This is a genomic window from Mucilaginibacter gossypii (assembly GCF_017569325.2).
Taxonomy (GTDB): domain Bacteria; phylum Bacteroidota; class Bacteroidia; order Sphingobacteriales; family Sphingobacteriaceae; genus Mucilaginibacter; species Mucilaginibacter gossypii.
This window is the reverse complement of record NZ_CP071878.2, coordinates 3,344,241-3,357,186: the sequence shown is the minus strand read 5'-3', so window position 1 is coordinate 3,357,186 and position 12,946 is coordinate 3,344,241. Positions and strand designations below refer to the sequence as shown.

Annotated in this window: 10 protein-coding genes; 8 read left to right on the top strand and 2 right to left on the bottom strand. The window is 44.5% G+C overall.

The features are described 5' to 3' along the window. Positions 1–11 precede the first annotated feature (11 nt). From J3L18_RS14015 to J3L18_RS14000, 4 genes are all read left to right on the top strand, one after another. Complete coding sequence (locus J3L18_RS14015; RefSeq protein ID WP_129570310.1) at positions 12–887, top strand: AraC family transcriptional regulator; 876 nt, start codon at positions 12–14, stop codon at positions 885–887. 378 nt (positions 888–1,265) lie between these two features. Then, positions 1,266–4,706 carry a ThuA domain-containing protein gene (locus J3L18_RS14010; RefSeq protein WP_129570311.1) on the top strand — a complete coding sequence of 1,147 codons (3,441 nt, stop codon included), beginning with the start codon at positions 1,266–1,268 and terminating at the stop codon, positions 4,704–4,706. Positions 4,707–4,831: 125 nt separating this feature from the next. Next, positions 4,832–5,689: a sugar phosphate isomerase/epimerase family protein gene (locus tag J3L18_RS14005; protein WP_129570312.1), complete on the top strand. Its 858-nt coding sequence runs from the start codon at positions 4,832–4,834 to the stop codon at positions 5,687–5,689. Between the two features lie 3 nt (positions 5,690–5,692). Then, positions 5,693–6,628 carry a sugar phosphate isomerase/epimerase family protein gene (locus J3L18_RS14000; RefSeq protein ID WP_129570313.1) on the top strand — a complete coding sequence of 312 codons (936 nt, stop codon included), beginning with the start codon at positions 5,693–5,695 and terminating at the stop codon, positions 6,626–6,628. Between the two features lie 185 nt (positions 6,629–6,813). Here J3L18_RS14000 and J3L18_RS13995 read toward each other — a convergent pair whose 3' ends face one another. Continuing rightward, positions 6,814–7,335: a protease gene (locus tag J3L18_RS13995; RefSeq protein WP_129570314.1), complete on the bottom strand. Its 522-nt coding sequence runs from the start codon at positions 7,333–7,335 to the stop codon at positions 6,814–6,816. 134 nt (positions 7,336–7,469) lie between these two features. On the opposite strand from J3L18_RS13995, the gene J3L18_RS13990 reads away from it, so the two are divergent. Next, the gene (locus J3L18_RS13990; protein ID WP_208102444.1) at positions 7,470–8,591 is read left to right on the top strand and encodes a metallophosphoesterase family protein; all 1,122 of its coding nucleotides are present in this window, start codon (positions 7,470–7,472) and stop codon (positions 8,589–8,591) included. 48 nt (positions 8,592–8,639) lie between these two features. Here J3L18_RS13990 and J3L18_RS13985 read toward each other — a convergent pair whose 3' ends face one another. Further along, positions 8,640–9,236, bottom strand: a complete 597-nt coding sequence (locus J3L18_RS13985) for an FMN-dependent NADH-azoreductase (protein WP_091171585.1) — start codon at positions 9,234–9,236, stop codon at positions 8,640–8,642. A gap of 419 nt (positions 9,237–9,655) precedes the next feature. Between J3L18_RS13985 and J3L18_RS13980 the strand changes: the two genes are divergently transcribed. The 3 genes from J3L18_RS13980 to J3L18_RS13970 are packed head-to-tail and all read left to right on the top strand — an operon-like array spanning position 9,656 to position 12,937. After that, positions 9,656–10,240, top strand: coding sequence for a contractile injection system cap protein (locus J3L18_RS13980; RefSeq protein WP_090524152.1), 585 nt, complete (start codon positions 9,656–9,658; stop codon positions 10,238–10,240). 39 nt (positions 10,241–10,279) lie between these two features. Then, positions 10,280–11,464 (top strand): hypothetical protein, encoded by a 1,185-nt coding sequence (locus J3L18_RS13975; RefSeq protein ID WP_129570315.1) that lies wholly within the window; start codon positions 10,280–10,282, stop codon positions 11,462–11,464. An 18-nt stretch (positions 11,465–11,482) separates the two neighbouring features. Next, positions 11,483–12,937, top strand: coding sequence for a contractile injection system sheath protein (locus J3L18_RS13970; RefSeq protein ID WP_112652163.1), 1,455 nt, complete (start codon positions 11,483–11,485; stop codon positions 12,935–12,937). The last annotated feature ends 9 nt before the right edge of the window (positions 12,938–12,946 follow it).

The following is a 12,946-nucleotide window of genomic DNA, read 5'->3' as shown; positions in this document are numbered from 1 at the left end:
GTTTTGTTAAAATGAAACCAATTTTAGCCGTATTGTCTGACGGGGTACAGTCGGATGACCTATTTGTTGCACGGGAGGTGAAGCTTCCTTTTTTCTCAAGTGAGTTCCATTTTCATGAAGAATGCCAGTTGGTACACATTGTAAAAGGCTCGGGTAAGCGCATCATCGGCGATCTGGTTGATTATTTTGAAAGCGGCGAGCTTATTTTTCTTGGTTCAAATATTCCGCATGTTTGGCATAATACCCAGGAACAACCCAATGAGGATGACCCTGAACATTATGCGCATTCACTATCTATTCACTTCAATCCGTCAAAATTGCTCATGAATCTTTCGGCATTTGGTAACATACGCAAAGTGGAGTCGTTTTTAAGTAAGGCGCAAAGAGGGATGGAGCTGAAGGGTAAAAGCCGTGATATGGTAATAAAACTGATGTACCAGATAGTACAGCAGGAAGGGTTGCAAAGGATCATCACCCTGCTCGAGATCCTTAATATCATGAGTGCAGACCCGGAGCATAACCTGCTGGCCAGTATCAACTATATCAACTATTATCAATACCATGATAGTAAGCGCATGGACCAGGTATTTAAGTACATCTTTGATAATTTCAGAGAGGATATTTCACTAAATACCATTGCCGATGTGGCTAACATGAACACATTTGCCTTTTGCCGGTTTTTTAAGGCGCGTACCCAAAAGTCGTTTACCCAGTTTGTAAATGAAACAAGAATTGGTTATGCCTGCAAACTGCTAAGTAATAAAGATTACAGTATTACAGATATAGCCTATGAATGCGGTTTTAATAATGTATCAAACTTTAACCGCTTTTTTAAAGTGATTAAAAAGGTAAGCCCGCGCCAGTACCGGAACCAGATTTTGTCTTAGTATATGATAGTTACTTACCGGCGAAGTGAGCTTTCGCTGCAAGGTGACTTACTTCCTTAAAAATGTCCCTCACCTTACCTTCAGAATGAAGCCGGCGGAGGCTCGGTTATGCACTTCTGCATCCGGCAGATCCCATCTTGTATTGATGGTAGTAACAATTCAATTACAAATCCATTCCTGCTAAAAATAAAAGTGTAATTAATACACAGTGAGTTTTTTAAATAGTAATATTGTGTTAGCCAATTGTTGAACAGCCTTTTTAGCGATACTGCATTTCATATTTTTTGCCTTGTTTATAAATCCTTTTAGCAAGGCGATGGGATTAATGCTGCTTTTATGGCTATTCATTAAAAATGTAAACCAATAATAACCTCAAACATGTCATTAAAAACAAAACTCACCTTCGTTTTTTTGACAGGATTAACTTTCCTGCTCTATTCCTTTAAAAAACCATCTGATAAGCCGCGGGTGCTGGTGTTTTCAAAAACTTTAGGCTGGCACCATTCATGTATCCCGTTTGGGATAGCGGCCATTCAAAAATTAGGTAACGAGAATGGCTTTGATGTGGATACCACCACCAACTCTGCTAATTTTAACGACGATAATCTGAAGAAATACCGGGCAGTAATATTTAACTGCACTACAGGCAATGTGCTTAATGCGGTTGAGCAGGCAGCTTTTGAACGTTATATACAGGCAGGCGGTGGTTTTATGGGTGTACACTCTGCGGCTGATACCGAGTACGACTGGCCATGGTACGGCAAGCTGGTTGGGGCTTATTTTTCAAGCCATCCTAACAACTCTAATATCCGGAAGGCTACTATTGATGTAACCGATAAAAGCCAGCCGGCCACCGCCAACCTGCCCACAAGGTGGGAGCGTACTGACGAATGGTACAATTACAAATCTATATATAGTGGCATCCATGTGCTGGCAAGCCTCGATGAAAATACTTACGATGGGGGTACCAACGGCGCCAATCATCCCATAACCTGGTATCATGAGTTTGATGGCGGCCGGGCATTTTATACGGGCTGCGGCCATACCGACGAAAGCTACAGCGATCCCCTGTTTTTGGGGCAATTGCTCGGCGGGATCAAATACGCTATGGGCGGTGGCAAACCGCTTGATTATGGTAAATCATATTCTAAAGTGGCGCCCGATCAAACCAGGTTTATTAAAACGGTGCTGGTAAGTAACATTGCTTCGCCTATGGAACTGGCGGCAGCAAAGGATGGTCGTGTGTTTTTCACCCAGTTATTGGGCAATTTTTCCGTTTATAATACCAAAAACAATAAGTTTAAATTAATCCATAAATTCCCGATCACCTATGAAGGTGGTACGGGTGTTATCGGCCTCACGCTCGACCCTGATTTTGACAGGAACCAATTTGTTTATATCTACTATATGCCCGCCGGGCAAACCATTGAACCGCTTAACTTCCAGCTTTCACGCTTCAAGTTAAGTCCGGCGGATGTGCTCGACCTTAAATCGGAGAAAATCCTGCTTAAAGTACCTGTACAAAAGGTGAGCGGTGCTCACCATGGCGGTTCGCTGGCCTGGGATAAGAATAAAAACCTGTACTTGTCAACAGGTGATAGCTCAAGCCCCTTTCCTTCTGATGGTTATGCGCCGCTGGATGAGCGCCCCGGAACGGAACATTACAGCCTTGACGCGCAGCGAAGTGCCGGCAATACCAACGATTTTAAAGGTAAGATCCTGCGCATCCACCCCGAGGCTGATGGGACTTACACCATCCCCGAAGGAAACCTTTTCCCGAAAGGGATGGCTAAAACCAAGCCAGAAATTTATGTTATGGGCTGCCGTAATCCATACCGGATTGCGGTAAATCCTAAAACATCGGTTTTATACTGGGGCGAGATTGGGCCGGATGCAGGTAAAGATTCACCAAGGGGGCCGCGCGGGTATGATGAGTTTAACCAGGCGCGCAAAGCAGGAAACTTTGGCTGGCCATATTTTGTGGGCAACAACTTTGCTTACTCGCACTGGGATTTTGTGAATGCCAGGCCAGGGCCAAATTTTGATCCTAAAGCACCGGTAAACAATTCGCCGAATAACACCGGGCTAAACATGCTACCTCCTGCTACCCCGGCCATGATCTGGTATCCGTATGCTGCTTCCGACGAGTTTCCGGAGTTGGGTATGGGAGGCCGCTGCGCCATTGGCGGCGATTTTTATGAGTTTGATAAGAATATCAAAAACCCGAACAAATTCCCTGAATATTATGACGGCGCCTTGTTTGTGGCCGACTGGATGCGCAACTGGGTGATAGACCTTAGGTTTGATAAGGATGAGAATTATTTACGCAACGAAGCCTTTATGCCTGCCAACGGCGATTTCCGCCGGCCTATTGATATGGAATTTGGGCCGGATGGTGCTTTGTATATGTTGGAGTATGGCTCGGTTTATGGTGCCCAAAATGAAGACGCCCGTTTGGTTAAAATTGAATACAATACCGGTAACCGTGCGCCGATTGCTAAAGCAAGTATTTCGGATACAGCAGCATTTAATAAATTCGCCAAAACCAGGTTTTTAACCGCGGAGTTAAAAGAGTTTCCTGCTAAAAAGGAAATAGCCGGCCAGGCCCCGCTTAAAGTAACTTTCAGCAGCCAGAACTGTAAAGATTTAGATGACGACGATAAGATCACTTATCAGTGGTTGTTTGATGGTAAAACTGTTGGGGCTGCTACTCCATCGGCAAGTTATACTTTTACTAAGCCGGGCGTTTATAAAACCATATTGAAGGTAACTGACAAGGGCGGCTTGTCTGGTCGGGATACGGTAATTGTAAGAGTTGGCAATACCAAACCCGAAGTTACCATAGCCAGTACTGATAATAAATCATTCATCTGGAAAGGCAAGCCTTTCCGCTACCATGTAGTGGTTAGCGATAAGGAGGACGGTAAAATAGATCCCAAAAGGGTAAAATTATTTTATATCTATAACCCGCAGCCCTCGGCCAATAGCACCACACAAAACTTAACGGCTTTGTCAACCACCGAGGTAAGCTATCCGGGTAAGGGGCTGATGGCTAATAGTGATTGCAAATCGTGCCATACTGTTAATAAAACTGCCGTTGGGCCAAGCTTTTTAGCTATTGCAAAACGGTACAAAACACAAAAGGGAGCTATTGAGCAACTCTCCAAAAAGATAATTGCGGGCGGCGCGGGTAGCTGGGGTACCGAGCATGTAATGAGTGCGCATCCGCAACTATCAAATGCCGATACGCGAGAAATAGTGAAATACATTTTTTCGCTTACGGATAAAAAGAGCCCGGTATTGCCTTTGCCCTTAACCGGAACACTCAATCTGAAATTTAATGATGCCGAACCGCGCGGAGAATACACACTGCTGGCATCTTATACCGATAAGGGCGGTAAAGTTGTTGGTCCGCTGAAAGCTACGGATATGGTGGTGTTGCGTAATGCTGCAGAGAAGGCTGTTTATGCCGATGAGTTGAAAGGCTTTAATAGATTTAAAGATGACCTGTCGGCAGGTAACCATAAATCATATGTACTGTTTAGGAATATTGACCTGACCAACATTAGCAAGTTTGCTTATAAATATGCCTCGAAGGATTATGACGGGGAGATAGAGGTGAGGCTCGATTCGCAGGCCGGGCCGGTGATCAGCTCTGTAGCTTACCAAACCACTGGTTCATGGGATAAAACCGGTGAAGTAACCGGGGTGTTGGGTAAGCCAGTAAGGGGAAAGCATGATGTATATTTCTTCGCCATAAAACATTCTAAACCGAGTGATGGTATTTTAAATTTAAAGGATATTCAGTTTGTTGAGTAACGATTTCGAAGCGCAAAAGTATGCAACCTCTGAAAGTGAAATGACAAAGCAGCTAAAGACTTACGAAGTTTTTAAAACTTCGTAAGTCTTTAGCTGCAATTATTAATCGTTAACCAATTTTAACCATGAAAAAATCAACCATTTTTATAGCCCTCGTAGCCGTCATGGCTTGGGGACAAAACAAAGCTTCAGCACAAGGCAAACCATTATTTACCGGCCCGATAGGGGTGCAGGCTTACACATTTCGCAGTAGTATGCCAAAAGCTACCGCTGCCGTGCTGGATACTATAAAATCATTGGGCATCACTGAAATTGAAGGCGAAGGGCCGAAAGGGATGCCACCCGAAGAGTTCAGGAAAATGTGCGATGACCGCGGTATCAGCATCCCATCAACCGGGGCGGGGTATGACGCAATTGTGAATGATCCGGGTAGTGTGATCAAGCTGGCTAAAATATTGGGCGCTAAATATGTGATGGTTGCCTGGATCCCACATGGTAAAGAGTTTACTTTGGATGATGCCAAGAAAGCCGCTGCCGATTTTAATCGGGTGGGTAAGATCCTGAGTGAAGCGGGTTTAACCTTCTGTTACCATAACCACGGTTACGAGTTTGGAACTTATAACGATGGTACATTGTTTGATTATATCGCCCAAAATACCGATCCGAAATATGTCTCGTTCGAGATAGATATCCTGTGGTCGTTCCATGGTGGGCAGGACCCGGCTGCATTGATCAATAAGTATCCGTCGAGGATGAAACTGATGCATCTGAAAGATATCCGCAAAGGCGTAGCTAACGACCTTACAGGTGGCACCGATACAAAAAATGACGTAGCATTAGGCACCGGGCAAATTGATATCCCCGAAGTGCTGAAAGCTGCAAAAAAGGCAGGGATCAAACATTATTTCATCGAGGATGAAAGTCCCTCATACAGCCAGCAGCTACCCATTACCATTGCTTATATAAAAGGTTTAAAAGATTAATATATGAGTAATTTAAACCGCCGACAAGTGTTAAAGGCTATAGGTTTAACAGCGGGGGCTGCCGTATTGAGCGAAACTGGAGCGGTAGCAGCGCCCATAGCTCCAAAAGCTGGCAGCGGCTTTGTTTACTCATTAAATATGAGCACCATCCGCGGGCATAATCTTGGTTTTGTTAAAGAGCTTGAAGTAGCTGCCAAAGCCGGTTTTACCTCGGTAGAGATCTGGATAGATACCCTGCAAACTTATCTGCGAAGCGGCGGGTCATTAACCGAAGCCAAAAAGATCATCGAGGGATTCGGCCTTAAAGTTGAAGATGCTATCGGTTTTGCCCCATGGCTGGCTGATGATGAACCTATCCGTAAAAAAGCGCTGGAGCAGCTTCAACGGGAAATGGAAATGCTGGCACAGATAGGCTGTTATCGTATTGCAGCCCCTCCGGCGGGCGTGACCAAAGGCCCTGTACTTGATTTGGATGTGGTAACCGAACGATATCTTACCATCCTGAAAATGGGTGAACAAACCGGTGTTATGCCTCAACTGGAAATGTGGGGCGGCTCACAAAATCTGAAACACATAAGCCAGGTACTTTATGTAGCTACACAGTGTGGTAACGCGAATGCTCGTATTTTACTCGATGTGTTCCATATTTTTAAGGGTCAATCGGCTGTTGAAAGCCTGAATTATGTTGGTCATCATGCCCTGGATATTTTTCATGTAAATGACTATCCCGCAGGTATCAGTCCTGAGCTGATCTCCGAACCTGACAGGATCTATTGCGGAGATGGTATCGCCCCGATTAAACAGATCCTGCAAATAGTTAAAAACCCCGAACGGCCGCTGGTAATCTCGTTTGAGGTTTTTAATAAAAGTTATTATGCACAGGATGCTTTAACGGTGGCTAAAACAGCATTGAAGAAAATGAAGGAGGTAGCCTTTTGATTTTCGGAGGGATTAAACACCGTATAGACTTACCCCGACATCGCTGCGCTCGTCACCCCTCTCTACGCGAGCGTAAAGAGGGGGGGCATTTTTTATTTTCGTTTCCCTCTTTGCGGCGAAGCCGGAGAGAGGGTGGTCCAGCGAAGCGCAGACCGGGTGAGTTGACTGTGCGCGAAGATGGGGACTTACTTCCCTTCATAAACAAAAGCTACACTGTCTTTCACGGTAAGCCCGCTCATATTTTGCCCTACGTAAATAACAGTATATTTTGATGGTTTACTGATATCATAAGCCTTTAGCAGGTCAATAGTAGCCATTAAGCTATCCTTTGGATTAACTTTAATATAGCTGCTGGGCGGGGGCGGCATGATTCTTTTGGCCATAGCGCCTTTGTATAGTATTTCCTGACCGCTTACATCTTTAATGTCAAGATATTTGCTAATCAACGGCTCAAATGGGGTATGCCATTTGCAAAATTGACGGGCAGTGTCGGCATCGTTGTAAACGGTGAATTTTAGCTCAACGGCGTCTCCAATTTTAATTGTGGGCTTTATTTGCATTTTGGCAAACAGGCTCGCGCTTACAGCAGGGGCAGAACTTTGATTTTTAGCAGAATCAGAACCGGCAGATGTGTTTTTAACATGATTAACACTACATGCCGATAAAGTAAGCAGGGTTGCAGATAAGATTATTTTGTAGTTTTTCATGCCGCAAAGGTAAGCACTTCAATTACCATTGGCCTGATAACATTTTGAACCCGTGATTTCAGGCTGGCCCTGTTAAACCTTAAACCCCAATTTAATCCTGCCTTAATATTAGGTTGCGTAATTTTGTTGACATCATGGAGCAGATGGCTTTAATTTCCTCGTTAAAACACACAGGCCCGGTCATCAAAAAAGATCAGCCGGATGACAGCTATAAATTTCAGCCCCTGCCCGAGCCCTCCGGCAATTATCCCTATCATCTATCCATACATGATGTAGTGCCCGGCATCGCTGACAGTAAAATGGTTTTTCATATGTTAGGGGATACCGGCAGCATCCGTAATCCGGGTTCGCAAAGGCGCATAGCAGCTTTAATGGCTGCACAGTATAAAGTGCTTTCCGGCGCCGGTAAACCAAAGTTTTTGTACCATTTAGGTGATGTTGTTTACAACTACGGAGAGGCTCAAAACTATTATGAACAGTTTTTTGAACCCTATAGCCTTTATCCGGGACCGATATTCGCGATAGCCGGTAACCATGATAGTGATGTAAACCCTGCTGCTGCAATGCCGTATCAAAGTCTTGATGCTTTTACAACTGTGTTTTGTGATACTGTTTCGCGCCCGGTAATGCTAAGCCGAAGGATAGACCGCAAAAGCATGCCGCAACCCAATATTTACTGGACAATGGACACCCCGCTGGCAACCATCATCGGTTTACATACCAATGTACCTAAGTACGGCGTTGTTACCCGCGAGCAGCGTGAATGGTTTATGGAGGAACTGCGATCTGCCGATATGCAGCGGCCAGATAAGGCAATTATCCTTTGTATGCACCATGCCCCTTATTCGGCAGATATTAATCATGGAGCCAGTTTGCCGATGATTGATTTTTTAGAAGGTGTTTTTGAAGAAACCGGCATCAGGCCTGATATAGTTTTTAGCGGGCACGTACACAATTATCAGCGTTTCAGTAAGCAATATAATGACTTAACCATGATGCCTTATATTGTAGCCGGTACTGGTGGTTTTGACGAATTGCATCCAATTGCTTTGACCGACAATACAGGTTTTACTGCCGAAGATTCCAGGTTTGATGGGGTTAGCCTTGAATACAGTTGCGATACCCGTCATGGTTTTTTAAAGATCGCTGTTGAAAAGATTAACAATGGGCTCACCTTAACCGGTGAATATTACACCGTAGCTGATGAGGACGAAAATACAGCTGTTTTAACGGATAGCTTTGTTATTAAAATTTAAAACAAAAACACCCGAAGAAAGCAACTACTTCCTCCGGATGTTTTAATATTAAAGCTCAATTGCCTGTATCGCTTTATCTAAAGCAATTTCCTGCATGCCCGGTACCTTTACGCCTTCAACTCTAAATGCTTTAATATCCGTCATCCCCATAAAGCCCAGTACAGCCCTTAAATAGGACTCGGTGAAATCATAAGCTTTCATGAATCCTTCAGAATATACTCCGCCAGATGAAATGGCAAGGTATACTTTTTTATTTTTAACTAATCCCTCAGGTGTTTTTCCATCGTATTTGAAAGTTTTGCCCGCACGGGCAATATGGTCTATCCATGTTTTTAAGGTTGACGGAATGCCGAAGTTGTACATTGGTGCATCAATAACTACAGCATCGGCATTCATTAGTTCGGCAATTGCCTCGTCCGAATGTTTAACGGCTTCAACAAGCGCTGGTGTCCTTTTTTCTTCAGGAGTGAAAAAAGATGTTATGTGTGCTTCTTCCAGGTGTGGGAATGGAGTAGTGGTTAAATCATGAGTAGTTAATGTATGATCGGGATGGGCCGATTGTAATTCACTTACGATGGCCCTGCCTAATTTTACGCTGAATGATGCTTCGCCCCTCGGGCTGCTGATTAGATGTAATATTTTCATTGCTGTATATTTTGTAGCAGCAAAATTACCTCTCATAACTATCAAAAAGATACTACTATTCTAAAGGATACCGGTATCCTTTAGGATAGTAGTATCCTGATTTTGAGATATTTGTTTGAACATCAATTAGATATGAGGTTCTCCGGTTTTGTCGATGTTACGCCGTGCTTAAATTATGGAATTTGAAGAAGAGTGCGCCGTGACAACTGGTTATCCATTTTAAAAAGTTCGTTTTTGATGAAATTTGCAGGTTTTGTGTTGTTTTAACCTGTTCATTACCACGTATTTATACGTGCCTTAATTGCGTATAAATACGTGGTAATTAGCGTGCATACACTTGCAGGTTACTAAAGCCTGATGCCCAATTTTGGATTAACATCAGCAGCTAACCTGCAAACACCTATAAACATCTAATTATCATGATTTACCAAACCGTAAGTTTTTTAGCCGAGCAGTTGAATAACTATCTCAAAACAACCGACGGGAACAGCGGGCTCAGCTCAAGCTTCACCCAGCTTAAAAACGTAGCCCACCTGAGCGATGATGAGATCAAAGGGCTTGAGAATATCCTGGTAACGCTGGTAAATATCTCCGAAGAGTTTACCATGAAAAATATACCCAATTATGTACGCAACGGCGATGATATTAACTATCGTAACGCGCCGATGTACCTTAACCTGTATGTTTTGTTTTCGGCCTGTTTGCATTCTTCTTATGAAAAATCACTGATCTTCCTGTCGCATATCGTCGAATTTTTTCAGGGCAAGAGTACTTTTACCAAACAAAACAGCCCGACCACGAAAGTAGGCCTCGGCGATTTTCGCCTTATACTTGATATCTACTCGCCCACATTTGAGCAGGCCAATTACCTGTGGAGCACACTGGGTGGTAAACAATTTCCATATGTATTGTACCGCGTCAGGCTGATTGAAATACTGCGCGATAATGTGACCGAAACACGTGGCATCATTAAAAAGATAGAACTGAGCGATAAACTGAGCTAACGATTAGTGCCGGCGATTAACCTGTAAATTATAAACCCGATGGTACTGGACCTGAACTACGAAACGCTTTTTGAGGTTGACATCCGTCATCATTATCACCTGGATGACGGGATCTCACTCTTTGACACGCTGAGCGCCGATGCGCGCCTGGCCATGCTGGAGCGTTATGACATAGGCAGTTTCATGAGCGTAACGCCTACTAAAGCTACAAGGGCAAAGTTCGCAGGCTTGCACATGGTTTATAAACAAACAGAAACCGGCATTATTACCGGCATCCCATACACCTTGAACGGGGGCAAGGAGCAGCCGCAGATAGTACCGCCGGATAACACCGTTTTTAGCTTCAGTTTGGCTATTAACGATGGGCTTTTTGCCAACTACAGCTCACTGCCTTTAAAGGCGCCGGATGGTATGGTATACTTTTTTACCAACGATCCTTCGTATTCGCCGCGTGTGGCGCCGTTTTTAACAGCGACACCGAATGTGTACAAGGCTGCTACCGACTATTATCCCGGCGATATGCTGGTTGACAACCAGGCTGCGCCAACTAAATTATTTATCGCCCAGAAAAAGAACAACCTTGATCCGGCAGCGGGCGCTACCCCGGCGGGCAACTGGGTAACCGATCCGCTAGTAGGCGGAAAACCGCTGGCCTACGCAAGTAATAATGATTTGATCCGCCAGTTTGGGCGCATATTTACCTACCAGGTAACGGTGGCAAATAAAACCCCGGCACTCACTATAAAAGATCGCTTTGGCAATGTTGTAAACGTGCCCGGCAGTGTGGAAACCGGGCCTTTGAACATCATCAAAGCTGATATGGGCAATTTGCCCGAAGGCTTATATACTGCCCACCTGGCAACTGCAGGTTATACTGACGACTTTCCGTTTTATTACAGTATGGACTCATCGGCTTGGGCTTTTATTGATATCTGTGTTAAAACAACCGGCGCAACTTATAACCTGTTACAGGCCGATACCACGCTTAAATCGCCGGTGTTTAGCTTACGGTTTAAAAACCGGGCAACCTATTGGCGCTACATAGGTAAAACTTTTGGCGCGGCATCAGTAACTGATAATGCGCTGCCCCTTACCCGGCAGGGTTTTATAGCTGTGAAAGTGAAGGATAAAAATAATCATCCAACCACTATCGACCTGCCCAATGCAACGGCATCCCTTATTAAACCAGAAACCAATCAGATTTTTTCAGACATATTTTTTTAGGAAGTAAAAAACAGTAATATGGCAACAACATACAAAACTCCGGGTGTTTACGTGGAAGAAATTCCACTCCTACCTCCATCGGTAGCCGAGGTTGAAACGGCTATCCCGGCCTTTATAGGCTATACACAAAATATTAGCTATAACGGGGCATCGCTGCAGTACAACCCTGTCAGGATCAAATCGCTTAAAGAGTATGAGCAGATTTTTGGTTTTGCCGAGAATACCCTGTTCACCACAACCGGAACAGCAACCGGTATCAAGATCAAAAAGGCGGCCGGTGTATTTTCATTTGATGCCGCGGTTGACGATCCTTACGCAGCCTTGAAATTCAGGATGTACTATTGCCTGCAGCTTTATTTTGCCAATGGCGGCGGCCCTTGTTACATTGTTTCAGCAGGCCAAACTGGTGCAGCTGTTAATGTTGACAAAGCTTTGCTTGGAAACGCGCTTGCCGCGGTTCAAAAGGAAGATGAGCCCACAATCTTGCTGTTTACCGATGCCGTAACCCTTACCGCACCTGCAGATTATTATGGCTTGTTTACCGCAGCATTGGCCCAGGCTGCATTTCTGCAGGATAGGGTAGTACTTATTGACCCCTATGTGGCAGTAGCCGATAAAGGGAAGAAAGCGTTTGGTGATATCGCAACTGCGTTCCGTACGGCTATTGGGGTTAATAACCTTAGTTATGGTGCTGCCTATTATCCATGGCTGCAAACCAGCATCAACTATTTCAGCAATGAAAGCAAACAACTGATCGTTTCCGGAACAGGCGTTACACCAACGGATTTTCCGGCCACTGCCGTTCTGCGCGATGATGCCAACACAGCCAATTCTATCTATCACTTAAACAGTGATCTGTATAATTATATCAAACAGCAAACCAGCCTGTTCTCGGTTATTTTACCTCCCGCAGCGGCAATAGCAGGTGTATACGCTTCTGTTGATAATACGCGGGGTGTTTGGAAAGCGCCGGCAAATGTGAGCCTTAACATGGTAGCAGCCCCAATGGTAAAAATTGATGATGCCGACCAGGAAGATATGAATGTTACCAGCACCGGTAAATCGGTAAATGCCATCAGGGCATTTTCGGGCAAGGGTGTATTGGTTTGGGGAGCACGTACGCTGGCAGGTAATGACAACGAATGGCGTTACATATCCGTAAGGCGTTTCTTTAACATGGTCGAAGAATCGGTTAAAAACTCAACCCAACCCTTTGTATTTGAGCCTAATGATGGTAATACATGGGCAAAGGTACGCGGTATGATAGCCAACTTTTTAATACTGCAATGGCGTGCGGGAGCTTTACAGGGCGCCAAGCCTGAGGATGCCTTCTTTGTACACGTTGGCCTTGGTGAAACGATGACCTCGCTGGATATCTTGGAAGGCAGGCTCATTGTTGAAGTAGGCATGGCTGTGGTCCGTCCGGCCGAGTTTATCATTCTTCGTTTCAGTCATAAAATGGTTCAATCTTAAATCAATTAG